A 20,372-nucleotide genomic window follows, 5' to 3' on the forward strand; every position below is an offset into this window, starting at 1 on the left:
CGCGAATCCGTCACGAACTCGCGCGCTGCCCGGAGCCGGTCCTGCTACTTGCGCTTCAGGAAAAATTCGAACGCCTCGTCCGCGGTTTCGCTCTGGCTCAGCAACTCGTTGCCGGTCTGCTTCGCGAACGCCTGGAAATCCTTGACCGATCCCGGATCGGTCGCCAGCACGCGCACGATCTGCCCCGGCTTCATCTCGGCCAACATTTTCTTCGTGCGCAGAATCGGCAACGGACAGCTGAGGCCGCGCGCATCGACTTCTCTCTCGAACTCCATCCCGACCCCCGACCCGGAAAACCGACGATTCTAATAGGTGCACGCGGGCGGGAGAAGCGGCGCGCACCGAAGCCGAGCGATGCCGACGCGCTTGGTCGGCGACACCGTCGTCGTGAAATCGCGTACCGGCAAAGGGCGGAGCGGGAACGTCGAGTCGATCCGTTGCTTCAACGGCCCGGGCTCCGGCTCTCCGGCTCTCGCAGCAGGGAAGCGGCGGAGCCTCAGCCCCCGTTCCGCTTCTCCTCCCGCCGCTGACGCTCCTCGGCCTTCAGTTCGCGCATCCGCGCATCGACCGCCGATAGCTGGTAGAAATCGCCGTCACCCGCGCGGCGCGCGATCTCGAGCTGCTCGATCGCCGCCGGAAGGCTTCCCTGCAACACGTACACTTCGGCCTGCGCGCGGTGCTGCGCGGTGCGGTGCCCGAGCGCCGCTTCCGAGCGGGCGACGTAGGTCCACAAGCGCGCGTCGTCGCTGCGGTCCTGGGTCCCCGCGCGCGCCATCGTCGACGCTTCCTGAGCCCGGCCCGCCTCCAGCAACGCGCCGATCCGCGCGTAGCGCAACGAGCGGCTCTCGGGAAAACGTTGCGTCGCCGCTTGCAGGATCTCGACGGCGCCGGGGGGGTCACCGCGTGCGACGCGCAGTTCCGCCGCAAACGACTCGAGGAATGGGGACCCGGGCTTTTCGCGTCGCAGCGGTTCGAGCGTCTTTTCCGCGTCATCGAGCCGCCCCGCCGCGAAATACGCGCGGGCGAGCCCGTAGTTCCGGGCCGCGGCATCCGGCGATTTCGCCGACAACGCTTCGAATTCCCGCACCGCATCGAGCGGCGCGGCGGCCGCGGCCCGCAGTTTCGCGCGCACGAAGCCGAAATCGGGCGAATCCGGCACTTGCCGGTAACGCATCTGCCCGACGCGGTTGCCCATGTCCGAAATCCGCTCCGCGGTGAGCGGGTGGGTGCGCAGATAACTCGGCGCATTGTTCTCGTACAGGCGGCTCGCTCGCTGCAGCCGCTCGAAGAAGCCCGGCATCCCGCGCACATCGAAACCCGCGCTCTCGAGCGTCTGCAAGCCGATGCGGTCCGCCTCGCGCTCGAAGTCGCGCGTATAGCCGAGCTGCGACTGGATGACGCCGGCCTGCCCGGCGGCCACGGCCGCCTCGCTGATCTGCGAGTTGCTGCGCGCCGCGAGGACCGCGACGAGCATCGACGCGAGCATGACCATGCTCGCCTGCCCCTGCTTGCCGACAAGCTGCGCGATGTGGCGCTGCGTGACGTGCGCGATTTCATGGCCGAACACGGACGCGAGTTCGGACTCGGACTCGGCCGCGAGGATCAGCCCGGTATGGACCCCGATGTACCCGCCCGGCAGCGCGAACGCGTTGAGCGTGCCGTCGCGGACGACGAAGAAGTCGAAATGCTGGTTCGGCGCCGGCCCCGAAGCGACGAGGCGCTGTCCCAGCCCCCCGACGTATTCCTCGACTTCCGGGTCGTCGAGATACGCGCTATCGCGCCAGCGGATCTCGCGCATGATCGATTCGCCGAGCCGGCGCTCGGCCAGCGGAGAAAGTTCGGACGCCGCGACGTCGCCCAGATCCGGAAGGCCGGCGGCGTTCAGGCGCGGCACCATCGCGACGCACAGCAGGAGGATAAAAAGCCGTCTGATCATCGGGTGCTATGATACCGATCCGTTCGTTACCGTTCCGCGCGGAATGTATCGCACTGTTGGTCCGCGCGCCGTCCCATGAGCCAGCCTACCGAATCCCGGACCCTTACCCATTTCGATGCCGACGGCCAGGCCCACATGGTCGACGTCGGCGACAAGAATGAGACCCGCCGCGTCGCCGTTTGCCGCGGCGCGATCACGATGAAGCCCGAGACGTTCGCGATGATCAAGGCGGGCAGCGCGAAGAAGGGCGACGTGCTCGGCATCGCCCGCATCGCCGCGATCCAGGCATCGAAACGGACCGCCGAACTGATCCCGCTGTGCCACCCGATCCCGCTGACCCGCGTGACGGTCGAGTTCGAACCCGACGAGGCCGTCAGCACGATCGTCTGCACCGTCACCGCCGAGACCGTCGGCCGCACCGGTGTCGAGATGGAAGCGCTGACCGCGACCAGCGTCGCGCTGCTGACGATCTACGACATGTGCAAGGCGGTCGATCGCGGCATGCGGATCGACGACGTCCGGCTCGTCGAGAAGCTCGGCGGCAAGTCGGGGCACTGGAAGGCGGAGGACTGACGGCCGCGGCAGAGGCTGCCGCCGCAGTCTGTCGTGGAGCGGGCACCCCGCTCGCCTCGCGGCTTTCCGCGCTGCGCCCTGCCCACACGTCGGTCGCACGCGCGAACCCCGCGGTCGCGTCAGCCTTTCAATGGATGGACGTGCGCTGCTGCGCGCCGCATTGCCGCATGATCTGCTCGACCCGGCCCGAGTCGGTGTTTCCGCTCAAATCGACGCTGACGACACAGGTGCCGCCATGAACCGCGTCCGAGGACGGATCGACGTCGATCCCCTGCGAACCCTGACCGGGCTGGTTCGAATACGACTGCCCCGGGCATTCGGCCGCGATCCCGTCGACGCTCAAATCCGTGCTGACCCCGATGCGGCTCTCCGCCACACCGGCTTCGACGAGCCGCTGCCTCGCGTGCTCCGCTTCGCCCGTACTCGAAAAGACGCCGGTAATCACGTGATTGCGTGCCATGCTCACCTCCTGTCACTGCTTGATCCGAAGCCGGCGACGCTCGCCCGGCTCGTGTTGCCGTTCGCACCAACACGAGCGGGCCGCCGCCTGCGAGATTCGGACCGTTCGGGGCCCGAATAGATCCTGAGGGCGGCGAAAGTCGACCGAGCGTATCGATGCGCCCGCCGAAAGTGGCCGCGTATCAGGTCGCAAGAAAGCGCAGCGCCAGCACTTCCAAGAGCTTGTCCTCGACAAGCTGCTGCGGGTTCTTTTCCGGGTGGAGCGGCTTCAAGGTTCGGGGGCAACAACATCACGCCCTTCGAGGATCGGGTGGTACATGACCGCCCGGATCAGTGGGTCAGCGTGCCCATCGCGCAGTGCCGCTTCGACCCCGATAGCACCGAGTGGCCCCTCTATTGCTGCAACCGGAACGGATCGGCGCTCTGGAGTGCCCGCTTCACCTCGTGGATCGTCGCCCTCAGTTCCATTTCCGAGCATGCGGATCGGTTGGCAAAGGCGATCGCCGGCGGAGAACCGATCGACCTACCCGGGGTCGTGCTAACGCAGATCCTGCTCCGCTGGAAGTCCGAGGTCGAAGCACAGCGCATCTCGGACTTGCTGCTCGCCTTCGATGTCGACTCGGCGTCGACCTTGGGCAGATGCACATAGCCTCCGGTAAGGGCGCATCGGCGTCCGCCTTGCGGTTCAGGCGTTGCCGACTGCGACCCTGCCCGCCTGGCGCACGGCCTCTTCCTGGCGCGCCGCTTCGATGATCTGCATGAGCTCGTCGACATTGGCGCGTCCGTCTTCCGCCCTGAAGACCCCAGTGAGTGCGCTCTCGGGCTGAAGCTGGCCCGATTCGTACAGCGACCAGATCTCGCTGCCATAGTCGGTGTGCAGTAGCGCGGGAGCAAATTGACCGAAGTACGCGGCGAGGTTGGCGACGTCGCGCTCGAGCATGGCGCGGGCGTTGTTGTTGGCCGCGGCATCGACCGCCTGCGGCAGATCGATGATCACCGGCCCGTCGTGGTCGATGAGCACGTTGTACTCGGAAAGATCCCCATGCACGATGCCGGCGCAGAGCATGCGCACGACCTCGCGGACGAGCACCGCATGGTAGCGGCGCGCATCTTCCTCGCTCAGCACGACGTCGTTGAGGCGCGGCGCCGGTTCGCCGTCTTCGTCGGCCACCAGTTCCATCAGCAGCACGCCTTCGTGAAAATCGTAAGGCGTCGGCACGCGCACCCCGGCAGCAGCAAGACGGCGCAGCGCATCGACCTCGGCGTGCTGCCACGCGGCCTCCTGTTCCTGGCGGCCGTAGCGCGAGCCCTTGGCCATCGCGCGGGCCTGGCGGCTGTTCCTGGTCTTGCGCCCCTCGGTGTAGTCGACCGCGTTGTGGAAACCCCGCTTGTTGGCTTCCTTGTAGACCTTGGCGCAGCGCACTGCGTCGCCGCACTGGACGACATAGACCATCGCCTCCTTGCCACTCATCAGTTGCCGGATGACGGCGTCGACGAGGCCATCGGCTACCAAGGGTTGTATCCTGCTCGGGGTTTTCATGCGTTCGGGGTGCTCCTGGGCGCCGTGCCGTGAGTCGGGTGTCGCCGCGCGGCATTGCTGCGCACCCTGTGAAGGTAAAGCGCCTCGACCTTTTCCCTCGCCCACGGCGTGCGACGCAGGAACTTGAGGCTCGAGGCGATGCCCGGCTCGTGGTTGAAGCAGCGGATGTCGATCTGCCGTCCAAGCGACGCCCAGCCGTAGCACGCCACCAGTTCGTTGAGGATCCGCTCCAGGGTGAGGCCGTGCAGGGGATTGTTGGGCTGGGTGTCGGTCATTAAGTCGTCTCCGGTCGCAACGGCGAGCCGTCGGATGCCGCCGCCACCTTTTTGATCGTTGCATATTCTCGTTTTAGTGGGTCTTGCCGGCCACCTTACGATTCAAACCGCCCTTCGCAACCCATTGCTTTTTAAGGACCGCGCGCGAAAACGCCTTTCGCACAAACAGAGAACAGAGAGGCCTCTCTGCCTAATTTTTGTGCAGTTTATGACCAATGAGTGCTTCTTGGTGCGACCGCACCTTTCGCACGAATCGCTGGAACCCGCGCCACGGCAGACGTTTCTGGAAGGCATGAAAAAGGCCAGAGCAATGTCTGGCCTTTTTTGAATTGGTGGACCGAAGGAGGATCGAACTCCCGACCTCTGCATTGCGAACGCAGCGCTCTCCCAGCTGAGCTATCGGCCCTCAAGAGCTGCGCATTATAGAGGTGCTTTGTTTTACTGGCAAGCCCAGACTGAAAATTTCTTTCATGTCTCGTCGGCTTCGCCGGAGCCAACGGCGGCGCGGCCGAGACGGTCGCGGATCGGTTGCCACTCGATTGCGTCGGGCAGCGCTTCGACGACGATGAAGTCGGCTCCGCAGGCATCGAGGTCGCGGAGGTTTGCGTAGAGGTCGTGTGCGTAGCCGACCGGGTCGGCGGGCGCCGCGCGCCAGAGCAGACGGGCGTCGTGGGGATCCTCGCATCCGTGCGCGAGTACCGCGACGCGGCTGCCTTCGCCGGCAAGCGTCGCGGCGACTTCCGCGAGTTGCGACGCCGGAGCGAGCTGCAACGGCGTGCGCGGCGCGTAGTGCGCCGCGAGCGAGCCGGACACGCGCGGCCGGTCGTCGCGGTCGGGTTTGTCCTGTTCTTCGCCGAACGATTCTTCGACAAGGGACCGGACTTGCGCGCGGCGACCGATGACGCGGGCGATGTCATCCGCGGAAATGGCGCCCGGGCGCAGGATCATCGGCGCGTCGCGCGAAAGATCAAGAATCGTCGATTCGATGCCGACCTCGCAGGCGCCCCCGTCGAGGATGAGGCCGACGCGGTCGCCGAGTTCCTCGGCGACATGGGCGGCAGTCGTCGGGCTGATGCGGCCGAAACGGTTCGCGGACGGCGCGGCGATGCCCGAATCGAACGCGCGCAGCAAGGCCAGCGCGACGGGATGATCGGGCACGCGCAGGCCGACCGTGTCCTGCCCGCCGGTCACCGCATCGGGAACGCCGTCCTCGCGCTTCAGGATCAGCGTCAGCGGACCGGGCCAGAACGCGCGGGCGAGTGCGAGCGCATCCTTCGGAATCGCTCCCGCCCAGCGGGACATATGGTCGGCGTCGGGCAGATGGACGATCAGCGGATGATCGGCGGGCCGGCCCTTGGCGGCGAAGATCCTCGTGACCGCAGCGATGTTCAGCGCGTCGGCCGCAAGGCCGTACACCGTTTCGGTCGGCATGCCGACAAGCTCGCCGGCGCGCAGCAGATCGACGGCACGGGCGATGTGCTCGGCGTCGGCGGAAACGATGGCGTTTGCCGCCGCCGGCGGGATGGACGGCGATGCGACGGCTTCGGCCCCGTTTTCGCCGTCGGCATCGCTCGCGCCCAAATGCTTCGCGTCGCCGGCCGCGCGATCCGTCCGGGGCGCGCCGGTCATGCGCCCGTCGCCGTTACGGCGCGTCACCGGAGATTCCGATCGCGGCGCGGGCGGCGAGCGCGACGTCCAGCGCTTTCGCGACGTCGTCCGCGACGACGGTGAAGTGCCCCATCTTGCGACCGGGGCGCGCGTGATGCTTCGCATAGAGGTGCAGCCTGAGGTTAGGCACCCCGTGCAGCACGGACCAGTCGGGTTCGTGATACGCGCCGTCGCTGCGGCCGCCTTCGTACCAGAGTTCGCCCAGCAGATTCACCATCACGGCGGCGCTGTGCGCGCGGGGTTCGCCGAGCGGCAAGCCGCACACCGCCCTGACCTGCTGTTCGTACTGGCTCGTGACGCATGCGTCGATCGTGTGATGGCCGCTGTTGTGCGGACGCGGCGCCATTTCGTTCACGTAGAGCTCGCCGTCGCAGACGAAGAATTCGACGCCGAGCGTGCCGACATAGCCCAATTCCTCGGCGATCCGCCGGGCGGATCCGCGGGCACGCTCGGCGAGCATCGTGCCAATGTGGGCGGGCGCGATCGTGACGTCGAGAATGCCGTTGCGATGGCGATTTTCAACCGGATCGAAGATCTGCACACTGCCGGATTCGTCGCGCGCGAGCACGACCGAGACTTCGCAGTCGAGACTCAGCATCTTCTCGAGCACGCACACTTCGCCCTTGAATCCGTGGAACGCGTGCAAGGCTTCGTCGCGATTCGCGACGCGCGCCTGGCCCTTGCCGTCGTAGCCGAAGCGCGCGATCTTCAGCACCGCCGGAAACAGGTCGGCAGCAGCACGGCGCACGTCGTCCTCGGCGCGGATCACCGCGAACGGCCCGTGGGGCAAGCCGTGGTCGGCGAGAAAAGTCTTTTCGGCGACGCGGTTCTGGCACACCGCGACCGCCTTCGCGGACGGGTGCACCGGAACGAACTTCGCGAGATAGTCGAGCGTCGCGGCCGGTACGTTCTCGAACTCGGTCGTGACCGCGGCGCAGGCAGCCGACAACTCGTCGAGCGCCGCGAGATCGTCGAACGCGGCGACGAGGTGGCGGTCGGCGATCAGGCCCGCGGGACTGTGCGGGTCCGGATCGAGCGCCCACACCTTGTAGCCCATTTCATGGGCAGCGGAAACGAAGAAGCGGCCGAGCTGGCCGCCGCCGAGCATGCCGAGCGTCGCGGGCGGCAGGATCGGAGGCACTGGGGACGACGTGACGGGCATCTAGTGGGCGGAAACGTCCGAAAACAGGTTGATCACCAGGACGCCGGCGACGATCAGGCCGATGCCGAGCAGCGCGGCGAGATCCAGCCGCTGCCCGAACAGCACGAGGGCGGCGAGGCTGATCAGGACCACGCCGACGCCCGACCAGACCGCGTAGGCGATACCGACCGGGATCGAGCGCAGCGTCAGGGAAAGAAAATAGAACGCGATCGCGTAGCCGGTGACGACGATCACCGACGGCAGCAGGCGGCTGAAGCCCTGCGACGCGGTCAGCGCCGACGTCGCGACGACCTCGGCGACGATGGCGACCAGCAGGTACAGCCAGGCCGGGTTCATGACAGGCGCGGCGGCCGTCAGGCCGGCGGCGGCAGTTCCATCGCGAGCACGGTCTGCGTCTGGCCGGCGCGGAACGCCGCGAGCTTTCCGGCGAGCGCCGCGTCCTCGTTCGCGAGCAGCGCGACGGCAAAGAGCGCGGCGTTCGCTGCGCCGGCCTCGCCGATCGCGAAGGTCGCGACCGGAATGCCCTTCGGCATCTGCACGATCGAAAGCAGCGAATCCTGCCCCGACAGTGCCTTCGACTGCACCGGCACACCGAGCACCGGCACGATCGTTTTCGCGGCGACCATGCCGGGCAGGTGCGCGGCCCCGCCGGCGCCGGCGATGATCGCCTTCAGGCCGCGGTCGCGCGCGATCTCGGCGTACTCGAACATCAGGTCCGGCGTGCGATGCGCGGACACCACTTTCGCCTCGTACGGCACACCGAACTCGGCAAGGATCTTCGCCGCAGCCTGCATCGTCGGCCAGTCGGAATTCGAGCCCATGATGATGCCGACGACCGGTTTCGCGCTCATCGCTCAGTCCTTCCGGCGGACAGCGCGTTCGGCCGATTCGACCGTGTTCGCCAGCAGCATCGTGATCGTCATCGGGCCGACGCCGCCGGGGACCGGCGTGATCAGCGACGCCACGTCCTTCGCCGACGCAAAATCGACGTCGCCACACAGCTTGCCGGCGTCCGGCCCCTCGGTGAGGCGATTGATGCCGACGTCGATGACGACCGCACCCGGTTTGATCATGTCGGCGGTCACGAAGCGCGGCTTACCGATCGCGGCGACGAGAATGTCGGCGCGCCGCGTGTGGAACGCCAGGTCGCGTGTTTTCGAGTGGGTCACCGTGACGGTCGCGCCGGCGTTGGTCAGGAGCATCGCCATCGGCTTGCCGACGATGTTCGAGCGGCCGATGACGACGGCTTCGGCGCCCTGGACCGGGACATTCTCGGCTTCGAGCATCTTCATGACACCGTGCGGCGTGCACGGCAGGAAGGCTTCCTGGCACTGAGACAGGCGTCCGACGTTCTCGGCATGGAAGCCGTCCACGTCCTTCTCGACGCGGATCGCTTCGAGCACCGCCGCCTCGTCGAACTGCTTCGGCAGCGGCAGCTGCACGAGGATGCCGTGGACCGACGGGTCGTCGTTCAACTCTGCGATCTTCGTCATGACGTCGGCGGCGTCGACGCCGGCATCGAAATCGAAGCGCAGCGAGCGGATGCCGGCCTTCTCGCACCCGCTCACCTTGTTGCGCACGTAAACGGCCGAGGCCGGGTTGTCGCCGACGAGGATCACCGCGAGGCACGGCTGCATGCCCTGTGCGGTCAGGTTCGCCGCGCGCTCCGCGAGTTCACCGCGAACGCGGGTCGAAAGGGCATTGCCGTCGAGTATGCGAGCCGTCATGGTCGGGGGCCCCGAAAAAGCCGGCTATTTTATAGCAGGATCCGTGGCCTGTGCGGGTCCGTCGAAGAGGGTGTCGTGCCGGGTCGACCGAACGGCGTCGGGCGGACGAGAAGGCCACCCGACCGTCGCCCGTCAATCAATGCGGAAACCGGTCGTCAGACCTTCCAACGCCTCCGCGCTGTGCTTGAGCTTCTCGGTGGACTCCGCGCTGCCGCGGATCTCGTCGCTGCTGCGCTCGGCCATTTCGGCGACTTCCTGCATGTTCGTCGCGACGCTGTTGCTCGCCGACGTAAGCTCCTTCATCGACGTCACGACATCTTCGAGGCGGACCAGCGTGTCGCCCGCGCCTTCGCGGATCTCGCGCAGCGCGTCGGCCGCCTGCTTCGACAAGCGCGCGCCGGAGTCGACCTTCGGCACGATCTGCTCGATGCTCGCCACCGCGCTTTCGGTCTCGGCCTTCACCGAAACGATAACCTGCGAAATCTGCGCGGTCGCCGAGCCGGTGCGTTCGGCGAGCTTGCGAACTTCGTCGGCGACGACCGCGAATCCCCTGCCTTGCTCTCCGGCACGCGCGGCCTCGATCGCGGCGTTGAGCGCCAGGAGATTCGTCTGATCGGAGATTTCCCGGATCACGTCGGCGATCTCGCCGATTTCGCCGGAGCGGTCGCGCAGGACCTGGATCTGCTTCGCAGCGCGCGTCACGGTGTCGGAGATCTGCGCGATCCCGTCCGACGCTTCGCGTGCAAGGCCTTCGCCGCGTTGCGCGATGTCGACCGTGCGCTGCGAGTTGCCGCGCGCCTCATCGGTGTTATCGGACACGTGCCCGATGCTGACCGCCATCTGCTCGATCGCCGCCGCCGTGCTTCCGGCGACTTCGGTCTGGCGCACCGACGCCTCGTGGATCGAGCGCCCCGCTTCGGCCGCTTCGCGAACCGCGTCGGTCACGTCGTGCGCGTTGTCGCGCACGCGGCGGATCACTTCCGCAAGGCGCGACTGCATCTGGTCCATCGCGTACGTGACGCTGCGCGTGTCGCCCGCGGCGACCTTCACGTGCGACGTGAGGTCGCGCTCCGCGATCTGCCCGGCGACGCGCTGCAAGTCGGACGGCTCGCCGCCGAGCTGGCGCAGGATGCCGCGCGCGATGCGCCAGGACAGCAGAGTCACCAGCGCGATCGCGATGACACCCAATAACAGCGTGTCCCGTGCGCCGCTCCAGAACTTCTCGTCGACATCGTTCACATACACGCCGCTGCCGATCACCCAGTTCCACGGCGTAAACGCTTTCACGTACGAGATTTTCGGCTGCGGATCGGCCGAGCCCGGCTTCGGCCACAGGTAATCCACGAAACCGGCGCCGGCCCGCGTGGCGACGTCGGCGAATTCGACGAACAGACGCTTCCCATTCGGGTCAGCGACATCGCTCATGTCCTTGCCGTCGAGCTCCGGGCGGATCGGGTGCATCAGCGTCCGCGCATGGGTATCGGTGACGAAGAAGTACTCGCCGTCGCCGTATCGCAGCGCGCGAACGGTGGAGAGCGCGGCCACCTGAGCTTCCTCACGTGACATCTCGTTGGTCAACTCGCGCGCGTGATAGTGCTGAAGCACTCCGTGCGCGGACTCGAGCGCGTTTCGGACACCGGTCTTGCGCTCTTCGAGCATCACGTCACCGCGCGAGCTGACCGCACTCCACAGCACGAGAATGAAAAGGCCGAAAGCAATCGCGACGATGAGCCGCAGGCGCGCACCCACGCTCAGTTGGTACAGGTTAAGCAACAGAGTCTCCTGGATCTTATGTGCAAGAACGCATTCGCGTCCCTCCGTGAACGGCCGCGAAGCGCATAACTTGAGTGGAAATGTCGGGATCGGCAGCGGAAGTCAGCGGACGGCAGGCGTCGGCGACGCGGCCCCCGGCGGCGATCGAACCCGCCGCGCCGCGGCGCGCGGGCCCTATTTCATGCCGCTGAGAAACTGCGCGATAGCGGCGATCTCGGCGTCGGTGACGTTCTGGATCACGGTGTGCATCACCATGTCCGGCGCGACGCGGGACTGGTTCCGGAACGCATGCAACTGCGCGACGAGGTATTTCGCATGCTGCCCGGCGAGGCGCGGAAGGTATATCGCGCCCCGGCCCCCGGGGCCATGGCACGTGATGCAGGCGGCCACGCTGTTTTCCGGATCGCCCGAAAAATAGAGACGCTTACCGATCTGCGCCTGCGCGCGGTCCGCGACCGGCTCCGGATCGATCTCCTTCGCGCTGAAATAGAGCGCGAGCGCCCGCATCTCGCCTCCCGTCAGGCGCGCGACCTCCTGCTGCATCGGCTCGCTCGTGCGCACGCCGGTCTTGAAGTTCGCGAGCTGTCGCGTCAGGTAGTCGGCGTTCTGGCCGGCGAGTTTCGGGAAGTCTGGATTGCTGCTGCGGCCTTCCGGTCCATGGCAATTCCGGCAGCGTTCCGCGACGATCTGCTCCGGCGCGCGGTCTGCCGCGGCGACTCCCGTCGAGAACGCGGCGACGAGGATCCCGGCGGCGAAGCTCCTCCGCCGGCTCAATGCGACGCTCCCGGTTCGGCAGCGATCACCTGCTGCACGAGCTCGGCGAGCGAGTTCGCGCCCATCTTTTCCATGACGCGCGCGCGGTGCACCTCGACGGTCTTGATGCTGATGCCGAGCACGTCGGCAATCTGCTTGTTGAGCTTGCCGCCGATGATGAGATCGAGCACTTCGCGCTCGCGATGCGTGAGGTGCGCGAGGCGCCGGGCGACCTCCGTCTCCAGCCGGCGCTTGATGCGATTTTCACGCTCGGCGGCGAGGCACTGCTCGATCAGCGCGAGCATGTCGCGGTCGCCGAAAGGCTTCTCGATGAAATCGACCGCGCCCTTCTTGACCGCGGACACCGCCATCGGCACGTCGCCGTGGCCGGTGATGAAGATCACCGGAAGCGGCGAGCGGCGACGTTTCAACTCCTCGAACAGTTCGAGGCCGCTCATGCCGGGCATGCGGACGTCGAGCACGAGGCAGCCGGTCAGCGACGCGTCGTAGATCTCGAGAAAGGACGCGGCCGACTCGTAGGAGGCGACCGCGTATCCGTTCGATTCGAGCAGCCAGACGAGCGAATCGCGCAACGCCTCGTCGTCATCGACGATATAGATCTTCTGGTCAGGCACTCCGGGCGACCCGCTCACTCGCAAACTCCGTCGGCAGCGTAAAGGAGAAGATGGTACCGCCTTCCGGGTTCGCATCCACAATCAATCTGCCGTCATGAAATTCGATGATCGAACGGCAGATGTTCAGCCCCATTCCCATGCCTTCGGTCTTGGTCGTGTAGAACGGCGTGAAGAGGCGCGCGCGCTCCTCCTCGCCGATGCCGTGCCCGCGGTCGATGACCGACACTTCGACAGCCCCAGGGCCGAGCGCGCGGGCGCGGACGACGAGAACGCGTTCGGTGGCCGGCATACCGGACATCGCGTCGATGCCGTTTTTGACGAGGTTCAGCACGACCTGCTCGATCATGATGCGGTCGGCGAAGACCGCGGGCAGATCGGTGGCGACGTCGGACACGATGCGCGTGCTCATCCGCCGCGCGTCGATCTCCGCGAAGCCGATCGCGTCGTCGAGCAGCTCGACGATCTGCACCGCACTGCGCCGCGGCTCGCTCTTCTTCACGAACTCGCGCACCCGCCGGATGATCTTGCCGGCGCGCTCGGCCTGGAAGCTCGCCTTTTGCATCGCGGCGAGAATGTCCTCGTTGCGGAAGCTGCCCGACTGGATACGCGTCACCGAGCCCATGCAGTAGTTGGCGATCGCCGACAGCGGCTGGTTCAGCTCGTGCGCGAGCGTCGACGCCATTTCGCCCATCGTGATCAAGCGCGACGTGCGCTGCAGCCGCTCGGCCTGCTGGCGTGAAATTTCCGCCATCTGCTTGCGCTCGGTGATGTCGGTCGCGATCCCCATCCGCACGACGCGTCCGTCGACCCAGCGCGTCGCGCGTTCGCGGACGTGGTACCAGCGCCCCGACAACGGATGCTGCAGTTCGCCGTCGAAGAGCTCGCGTGGTACGTCTGCCGCGGTCAGTCCGCGCGGGTCGACGCCATACTCGCCGCGCTCCGGCTGCGGGACGGAGACGCCGCGCACGGTGCGGCCGACGGCGTCGAAACCGTGGATGCTTTTGAACGCGCGGTTCGCAAACAGGATCTCGTCGGTGCCCGCGTCGGCGACGAACACCGCCGCTTCGAGGCCGTCGAGCACCGCGACGAAACGCTCGTGCGCCGCTTCGAGCGCCGCGCGGATGCGCTTCGGCTCGGTGATGTCGGTCACCGATGCCATCCAGCCGGTCTGCGTGCCGCTGCTGTCGATCAGCGGCGACAGGTAGAAGCGCGCGTCGATGCGGTCGCCGTTCTTGCGGCGGATGCGCATCTCGAATCCCGTCGGCGGTGCGCGACCCAGCAGCGTGAGATCGAGATTCTCGCTGCAGGTTTTCACGTCTTCGGGAGGCCAGTACGGAAACGGCCGGCGCACGCCGATCAGTTCCTCCTGCTCGAATCCGACCATGCGGCAAAACGCCGCATTCACGTACGTGATGCGCCCTTCGAGGTCGATCGCACGCATTCCGGTCAGGACCGACTCCTCCATCGCCTTGCGGAACGTGGATTCCGCCCGCAGCGCGTCCTCGCCGGCCTTGCGCCCGGTGATGTCGTGGGCGACGGCGTAGACGAGCTTCTCCTCGCGCACCGGGTTGATGCTCCACGCGAGCCACTTGAACGATCCGTCCTCGCAGCGGCAGCGGTTCTCGAAGCTCGCCGGTTCGCCGCCCGCGAGACGGCGCATCTGCGCCACCGTCTCGGCGACGTCGTCGGGATGAACGAGGTCGAGCAAGGCGTGGCCCGGCAGGTCGTCCGGCCGGTAGCCGAGGATGCGCTCGAACGCGGGGTTCGCGCGACGGAACGCTCCGTCGAGGCCGAGGATGCACAACAGGTCGAGCGACAGGTTGAACAGCCGGTCGCGCTCTTTCTCGACCTGCACGCGGCGCTGCACGTGCGTGCGCAGCAGCCACAGCGTCCACAGCACGAGCACCGACAGGCCGACGATCATCATCGTCGGCAGCGCCTGCGACAGCGGCGTCGCGGTCCGGAACGCGACCGCGCGCAGCCGCAGTCCATTGCCCGGCGGGTCGAGCGGAATTTCGTACGACACGCTCTCGTCGAGATCGCGGACGCTGGAATTGACCGCGAGGCTCTCCCCCTTGCCGCTGATCAGCGCGAGCCGGTATTTCTCGGTGAACCAGTTCGGCACGAGGTGCCGCACGATGCGGTCGATCGAATAGACGCCGACGACCGCGCCGAGGAATTCACGGCCGCGCCGTACCGGGACATAGACCTCGATGACGATGGTTCCACGCGGGTTCGCGTAGGCCTCCGCGTAGGTCGGGCGCCCGAGGTCGCGGGCGTGATGGAACGCGGTGGTCTGCAGTCCGGTGAGCGCGTCGCCGACGAGCCAGTCGAGCGTGTCGAACGGCGCCGACCAGCGCACCGCTTCTTCCGGCCCGACCCAGACGACGTTGACGAGCTCGCCGTTGTTCGCGATGTGCTGGTTCGCCCGCAGCTGGAACCCGTCGGCGTCGAGCGCTTCCGCGGCGAGGTCGCGCGCGAGCTGGCCGAGAAACTCCTCGGTGCCCTGCATGTGGACCCGCATCGTCTGCTCGGCCCATTGCACGTCGCGCGCGACCGCGTTGCGCTGGCTGTCGGCTTCGCGGTCCTGCAACAACCAGACGACCGCGAGCATCGTCAGCGCGAAGATCCCGACGGCGAGGTAAGGCGCTCTCCAATACCACTGGACCCGGGCGATGCTGGCGGCGTCGAGGTTTCTGTTCATCGGTTCAGGCGCGGTGCGGTTCCGGAGCAGGGCCGCAGGAGGAAGGTCCCGACGCGCCTGGAGATTTGCCGGGCATTCTTGCCGCACCCGGCGCCCGGCGGAATCCGGTTTTTCCCTAGCAAGTGGAGGGTCGTTCGCGGCGCGGCGACGATCCGGTGCGACATCCTGCTCCGGCCGCGGGTTTTCGCCAATTCTGCACGCGGGCCCCCGCCGGTAGATTTGCGGCTGGTTTTGTCATCGGATGCCTGCCGGGTGCTGCGACTCCTTCTTGCGCTCTTCTGTCTCACCGTCCTCGCCGCCGAGGCGCAGGACCCGGTGAAAATCGGCGTCTCGGGCCCCTTCACCGGCGGATCGAGCCCGATGGGCATCTCGATGCGCGAAGGCATCCGCATCGCGGCTGAGAGGATCAATGCCGACGGTGGCGTGCTCGGGCGCCCGATCGTGCTCGTCGAACGCGACGACGAGGCGAGCAACGAGCGCGGGGCACAGGTCGCACAGGCACTCATCGACAAGGAGCGCGTCGTCGCCAGCGTCGGCATCGTCAACACCGGCGTCGCGCTCGCGAGCCAGCGCTTCTACCAGCACGCGCGAATCCCGGTCATCACGTCGGTCGCGACCGGCTCGCTGATCACGAAGCAGTTCGTTCCCCCTCGATATCCCGACAACTTCGTCTTCCGCATCTCCGCGAACGACACGCTTCAGGCGGCGATGATCGTCGTCGAGGCGGTCGACCGCGGCGGGCTGCGGCGCGTCGCGATCTTTCACGACGCGACGAACTACGGGCAGCTGGGCCGGGAAGACCTCGAGCGGGCGCTCGTCGCGCACGGCATTCGGCCCGTGGCCGTCGAACGCTTCGAGTTGCGCGAGGCGGACATGACCGCGCAGCTTCGCCGTGCGCGCGACGCCGGCGCGCAAGGCGTCCTCACCTACGGGATCGGCCCCGAGCTCGCGCAGATCGCCAACGGCATGGCGCGGCTGAACTGGCGCGTTCCGCTAATCGGGAGCTGGACGCTCGCGATGTCGAACTTCATCGACAACGCCGGCCCGAATGCGGAAGGCGCGCGGATGCCGCAGACCTTCATCGCGGAGCCGACCAGCACGCGGCGACGCGACTTTCTCGACGCGTGGAAAAAATCCAGCGGCAGCACGCGCATCCCGGTGCCTCCGGCGGCCGCTCAAGGGTATGATTCCCTGCTTCTTCTCGCCACCGCGATCCGCCAGGCCGGCAGTACCGACGGCGACCGGATCCGCGAGGCGCTGGAAGACCTGCGCGTGAAGGTGGACGGCGTAATCATGACGTATGACCGCCCGTTCTCGAAGGACAACCACGAGGCGATCACCGACGCCAGCGACATCTTCATGGGCGAGGTGCGGGACGGCCAGGTCGTCTTCGCCTACGATGCAGATCGTCGCCGGGCGATCGGGCCATAAGTCGCGCACGTTCCGGGTTTTGCTCGTCGGCCGGGGGATCTCTCCCTCCCTCCCTCTCCCCCGGCCGACTTTTTTTCCTTCGCGAACCCGCTTTCCCGGTCGCGCGGCCGTTCGCGACCTTCCCCGAAAGCCGTCATACGTTCCCGACATCGGTGCGGAAGACGGGCGTCTTCATTCGTTCTCGTTTCCCGTCATGCCAGCGGAGCGGCTGCGATCGGACCCGCCCCATCCGGGCGTTTCCCGGCCCCCGGGACGCTCGGCCCGGCTGCCGCTTTTCGACGTCATCGACGCCATTCGCCAACCCGCATGTCCGCTGCGCGCGGGATGCCATTTTGCTTCCAGACCTGTCCGGGTCCGCGTCCGTTCGATTGCACATTACGAAACCTAGTTTTAGAATGTGAAAGGCGCCAGCAACTACCCCTGCTTGCGTCCAAAATTCAGACTCGACCGCTTCGCAAACAGCGAAATCCGACAAGCTCACCGCAAGAGGAGACACGCATGGCCGCTACACCGAATGTGATCCTGCAAGCCGACCAGGACAGCCAGGAAACCCAGGAATGGCTCGACGCGCTCGAAGGCGTCATTGCCAGTGAAGGCCCCGAACGGGCCCATTTCCTGATCGAGAAAATGATCGAAGCAGGCCGTGCGGAAGGGATCGACATCCCTTACTCCGCAACGACGCAGTACATCAACACGATCCCCGTCGGCCAGCAGCCGAAGTACCCCGGCAATCCGGATATGGAGATCAAGCTGCACTCCTACATCCGCTGGAACGCGATGGCGATGGTCGTGCGCGCGAACAAGCACACGAACGTCGGCGGCCATATCGCGTCGTTCGCGTCCGCGGCGGCGCTCTACGACGTCGGCTTCTCGCATTTCTGGCGCGCGCCGACGAAGGAGCACGGCGGCGACCTGATCTTCTTCCAGGGCCACTCGGTGCCGGGCGTCTATGCCCGCGCGTTCATGCTCGGGCGGCTCACCGAAGAGCAGATGGACAACTTCCGCCAGGAAGTGGACGGCCACGGCATCTCGTCGTACCCGCACCCGTGGCTGATGCCGGACTTCTGGCAGTTCCCGACGGTGTCGATGGGTCTCGGGCCGCTGTGCGCGATCTACGCGGCGCGCTTCATGAAGTACATGGATTCGCGCGGCATGATCGAGGCGAAGGACCGCAAAGTGTGGGCCTTCCTCGGCGACGGCGAGACCGACGAGGTCGAGTCGCTCGGCGCGATCGGCATGGCTGCGCGCGAGAAGCTCGACAACCTGATCTTCGTCATCAACTGCAACCTGCAGCGCCTCGACGGGCCGGTGCGCGGCAACGGCAAGATCATTCAGGAACTCGAAGCCGAGTTCCGCGGCGCGGGCTGGAACGTCATCAAGGTCATCTGGGGCACGCACTGGGATTCGCTGCTCGCACGCGACACGAAGGGTCTGCTGAAGAAGCGCATGATGGAAGCGGTCGACGGCGAATATCAGACCTTCAAGGCGAAGAACGGCGCGTATGTCCGCGAGCACTTCTTCAACACGCCGGAACTGAAGGAGATGGTCGCCGACTGGACCGACGACGAGATCTGGCGCCTGAACCGCGGCGGCCACGACCTCTTCAAGATCTTCTCCGCGTACAAGGCGGCGAGCGAGCACAAGGGCCAGCCGACGCTGATCCTCGCAAAGACGATCAAGGGCTTCGGCATGGGCCAGGCCGGCGAGGCGATGAACATCTCGCACCAGCAGAAGAAGATGGACACCGACGCGATCCGCCGCTTCCGCGACCGCTTCGACCTGCCGGTGCCCGACGACAAGCTCGCCGATGTGCCGTACGTGAAGTTCGCGGAGGATTCGCCCGAGCACAAGTACATGATGGAGCACCGCATGGCGCTCGGCGGCTTCCTGCCGGCGCGCCGGCGCACCGCCGATCCGCTGCCGGTGCCGGGTCTCGAGACGTTCGCCGCGCTGCTGAAAGCATCGGGCGAAGGCCGCGAGCTATCGACGACGATGGCGCTCGTGCGCATCATGAACACGCTGATGAAGGACAAGCAGCTCGGCCGCCACGTCGTGCCGATCGTCCCCGACGAATCGCGCACCTTCGGCATGGAAGGCATGTTCCGCCAGTACGGCATCTGGAACCAGCAAGGCCAGAACTACGTGCCCGAAGACCATGACCAGCTGATGTTCTACAAGGAATCGAAGACCGGCCAGGTGCTGCAGGAAGGCATCAACGAGGCGGGCGCGATGGCCGACTGGATCGCCGCCGGTACCGCGTACTCGGTGCATGGCGTGCAGATGATTCCGTTCTACATCTTCTATTCGATGTTCGGCCTGCAGCGCACGATGGACCTGTGCTGGGCGGCGGGCGACCAGAGGACGCGCGGCTTCCTGATCGGCGGCACCGCCGGGCGCACGACGCTGAACGGCGAAGGCCTGCAGCACGAGGACGGCCACAGCCTGCTGCTGGCGAACATGATCCCGAACTGCATCAGCTACGACCCGACCTTCCAGTACGAAGTCGCGGTGATCGTGCAGGACGGCATGCGCCGGATGTTCGCGGAGCAGCAGGACGTCTATTACTACGTCACGGTGATGAACGAGAACTACGAGCATCCCGAGATGCCCGACGGCGCCGAGCACGACATCATCAAGGGGATGTACGCGTTCCGGAAGGGCGGCGAGTCAACGCAAGATAAGAAGCTGCGCGTGCAGCTGCTCGGCTCGGGCACGATCTTCCGCGAAGTCATCGCGGCGGCCGAGCTGCTGAAGAACGACTGGGGCGTCGAGGCCGACATCTGGGGCTGCCCGAGCTTCAACGAGCTCGCGCGAGACGGCCAGGACGCCGACCGCTTCAACATGCTGCATCCAGTCGAGGCCCCGCGCGTCTCGCACGTCGAGAAGTGCCTCGGAAACACGGCCGGCCCGGTCGTCGCGGCGACCGACTACATCCGGATGTTCGCCGAGCAGATCCGCCCGTTCGTCAAGCGCACCTACGTGACGCTCGGCACCGACGGCTTCGGCCGCTCGGACACGCGCGAGAAGCTGCGCCACTTCTTCGAGGTCGACCGCCGCTGGGTCACGGTCGCCGCGCTGAAGGCGCTCGCCGATGACGGCCTGATCGAGCGCGACAAGGTCGCCGCCGCGCTGCTGAAGTACCAGCTCGATCCGAACAAGCCGAACCCGATGACCGTCTGAGCGCCGAGGGAGAGAACAACATGAGCCAATTCATCGAAGTGAAAGTCCCGGACATCGGCGATTACGCCGACGTTCCGGTCATCGAACTGTTCGTCAAGGTCGGCGACACGATCGCCGTCGACGACGCGATCGCGACGCTCGAATCCGACAAGGCGACGATGGACGTGCCGTCGTCGGCCGCCGGCGTCGTAAAGGAAGTGCTGATCCAGGTCGGCGACAAGGTCGCCGAAGGCGCGGTGCTGATCAAGGTCGAAGCCGGCGCCGCGTCCGGCGCTGCCGCGAGCGCGTCCGCGCAGTCGACGCCGGCCGCGTCGGAAGCCGCGTTCGAACAATCGAAGCCGTCCGCACCCGCGTCGGCGCCCGCCGCGGCCCCTGCCGCAGCACCGGTGACGGGCAGCGGCGGCGCGGTGGAGGTGAAAGTGCCGGACATCGGCGATTTCTCCGACGTCCCGGTCATCGAACTCTTCGTGAAGCCCGGCGACACGATCAAGGTCGACGACGCGATCGCGACGCTCGAATCCGACAAGGCGACGATGGACGTGCCGTCGTCGGCCGC

The 20,372-nt window shown here is 66.6% G+C and carries 19 protein-coding genes and 1 tRNA gene; 5 read left to right on the forward strand and 15 right to left on the reverse strand.

Translation table 11 applies throughout. The annotated features are described in order from the left end of the window. Nucleotides 1-44: 44 nt before the first annotated feature. Both V6M37_RS09780 and V6M37_RS09785 read right to left on the reverse strand, forming a co-directional pair. On the reverse strand, nucleotides 45-275 hold the full coding sequence (locus V6M37_RS09780) for a sulfurtransferase TusA family protein (RefSeq protein WP_332672734.1): 231 nt from the start codon (nucleotides 273-275) through the stop codon (nucleotides 45-47). 221 nt (nucleotides 276-496) lie between these two features. Next, nucleotides 497-1,936, reverse strand: a complete 1,440-nt coding sequence (locus V6M37_RS09785) for a beta-barrel assembly-enhancing protease (protein ID WP_332672736.1) — start codon at nucleotides 1,934-1,936, stop codon at nucleotides 497-499. A 75-nt stretch (nucleotides 1,937-2,011) separates the two neighbouring features. Between V6M37_RS09785 and moaC the strand changes: the two genes are divergently transcribed. Continuing rightward, nucleotides 2,012-2,509, forward strand: a complete 498-nt coding sequence (gene moaC, locus V6M37_RS09790) for a cyclic pyranopterin monophosphate synthase MoaC (protein WP_332672738.1) — start codon at nucleotides 2,012-2,014, stop codon at nucleotides 2,507-2,509. A gap of 127 nt (nucleotides 2,510-2,636) precedes the next feature. Here the strand turns inward: moaC and V6M37_RS09795 are convergent, their stop codons facing one another. Next, nucleotides 2,637-2,969, reverse strand: coding sequence for a hypothetical protein (locus V6M37_RS09795; protein WP_332672739.1), 333 nt, complete (start codon nucleotides 2,967-2,969; stop codon nucleotides 2,637-2,639). 309 nt (nucleotides 2,970-3,278) lie between these two features. Here V6M37_RS09795 and V6M37_RS09800 point away from each other — a divergent pair, with 309 nt between their 5' ends. After that, complete coding sequence (locus V6M37_RS09800) at nucleotides 3,279-3,617, forward strand: hypothetical protein (RefSeq protein ID WP_442881006.1); 339 nt, start codon at nucleotides 3,279-3,281, stop codon at nucleotides 3,615-3,617. A gap of 36 nt (nucleotides 3,618-3,653) precedes the next feature. On the opposite strand, the gene V6M37_RS09805 is transcribed toward V6M37_RS09800, so the two are convergent. From V6M37_RS09805 to V6M37_RS09860, 12 genes are all read right to left on the reverse strand, one after another. Continuing rightward, nucleotides 3,654-4,508, reverse strand: a complete 855-nt coding sequence (locus V6M37_RS09805; RefSeq protein ID WP_332672742.1) for a PA4780 family RIO1-like protein kinase — start codon at nucleotides 4,506-4,508, stop codon at nucleotides 3,654-3,656. Next, complete coding sequence (locus V6M37_RS09810; protein WP_332672744.1) at nucleotides 4,505-4,783, reverse strand: VF530 family protein; 279 nt, start codon at nucleotides 4,781-4,783, stop codon at nucleotides 4,505-4,507. The genes V6M37_RS09805 and V6M37_RS09810 overlap by 4 nt, the downstream gene beginning before the upstream one ends. A 330-nt stretch (nucleotides 4,784-5,113) precedes the next feature. Then, nucleotides 5,114-5,189 (reverse strand) — tRNA-Ala (locus V6M37_RS09815). 62 nt (nucleotides 5,190-5,251) lie between these two features. After that, nucleotides 5,252-6,439 (reverse strand): L-threonylcarbamoyladenylate synthase, encoded by a 1,188-nt coding sequence (locus tag V6M37_RS09820; protein ID WP_332672746.1) that lies wholly within the window; start codon nucleotides 6,437-6,439, stop codon nucleotides 5,252-5,254. Then, nucleotides 6,426-7,613: a 5-(carboxyamino)imidazole ribonucleotide synthase gene (locus tag V6M37_RS09825; protein WP_332672748.1), complete on the reverse strand. Its 1,188-nt coding sequence runs from the start codon at nucleotides 7,611-7,613 to the stop codon at nucleotides 6,426-6,428. Before V6M37_RS09825 ends, V6M37_RS09820 begins: the two co-directional genes overlap by 14 nt. Further along, nucleotides 7,614-7,949: a DMT family transporter gene (locus V6M37_RS09830; protein ID WP_332672750.1), complete on the reverse strand. Its 336-nt coding sequence runs from the start codon at nucleotides 7,947-7,949 to the stop codon at nucleotides 7,614-7,616. 17 nt (nucleotides 7,950-7,966) lie between these two features. Continuing rightward, nucleotides 7,967-8,464: a 5-(carboxyamino)imidazole ribonucleotide mutase gene (gene purE / locus V6M37_RS09835; protein ID WP_332672751.1), complete on the reverse strand. Its 498-nt coding sequence runs from the start codon at nucleotides 8,462-8,464 to the stop codon at nucleotides 7,967-7,969. Nucleotides 8,465-8,467: 3 nt separating this feature from the next. Beyond that, nucleotides 8,468-9,340: a bifunctional methylenetetrahydrofolate dehydrogenase/methenyltetrahydrofolate cyclohydrolase FolD gene (gene folD / locus V6M37_RS09840; protein WP_332672753.1), complete on the reverse strand. Its 873-nt coding sequence runs from the start codon at nucleotides 9,338-9,340 to the stop codon at nucleotides 8,468-8,470. A 132-nt stretch (nucleotides 9,341-9,472) separates the two neighbouring features. Next, nucleotides 9,473-11,113, reverse strand: coding sequence for a methyl-accepting chemotaxis protein (locus V6M37_RS09845; protein ID WP_332672754.1), 1,641 nt, complete (start codon nucleotides 11,111-11,113; stop codon nucleotides 9,473-9,475). 174 nt (nucleotides 11,114-11,287) lie between these two features. Next, complete coding sequence (locus tag V6M37_RS09850) at nucleotides 11,288-11,887, reverse strand: c-type cytochrome (RefSeq protein WP_332672756.1); 600 nt, start codon at nucleotides 11,885-11,887, stop codon at nucleotides 11,288-11,290. Next, nucleotides 11,884-12,519: a response regulator transcription factor gene (locus V6M37_RS09855; RefSeq protein ID WP_332672758.1), complete on the reverse strand. Its 636-nt coding sequence runs from the start codon at nucleotides 12,517-12,519 to the stop codon at nucleotides 11,884-11,886. The genes V6M37_RS09850 and V6M37_RS09855 overlap by 4 nt, the downstream gene beginning before the upstream one ends. Further along, nucleotides 12,494-15,205, reverse strand: a complete 2,712-nt coding sequence (locus tag V6M37_RS09860) for a PAS domain S-box protein (RefSeq protein WP_332672760.1) — start codon at nucleotides 15,203-15,205, stop codon at nucleotides 12,494-12,496. Before V6M37_RS09860 ends, V6M37_RS09855 begins: the two co-directional genes overlap by 26 nt. Nucleotides 15,206-15,457: 252 nt before the next feature. On the opposite strand from V6M37_RS09860, the gene V6M37_RS09865 reads away from it, so the two are divergent. The 3 genes from V6M37_RS09865 to V6M37_RS09875 all read left to right on the forward strand — a co-directional run. Further along, nucleotides 15,458-16,636, forward strand: coding sequence for an ABC transporter substrate-binding protein (locus V6M37_RS09865; RefSeq protein ID WP_442881007.1), 1,179 nt, complete (start codon nucleotides 15,458-15,460; stop codon nucleotides 16,634-16,636). 498 nt (nucleotides 16,637-17,134) lie between these two features. Continuing rightward, entirely contained in the window at nucleotides 17,135-19,816 is a 2,682-nt protein-coding gene (aceE, locus tag V6M37_RS09870) for a pyruvate dehydrogenase (acetyl-transferring), homodimeric type (RefSeq protein WP_332672762.1), read from the forward strand. Between the two features lie 20 nt (nucleotides 19,817-19,836). Beyond that, nucleotides 19,837-20,372: biotin/lipoyl-containing protein (locus tag V6M37_RS09875; protein WP_332672764.1), on the forward strand; the 536-nt coding region annotated here is incomplete at its 3' end.

The sequence above is a fragment of the Aromatoleum sp. genome (genome assembly GCF_036675785.1).
GTDB lineage: Bacteria > Pseudomonadota > Gammaproteobacteria > Burkholderiales > Rhodocyclaceae > Aromatoleum.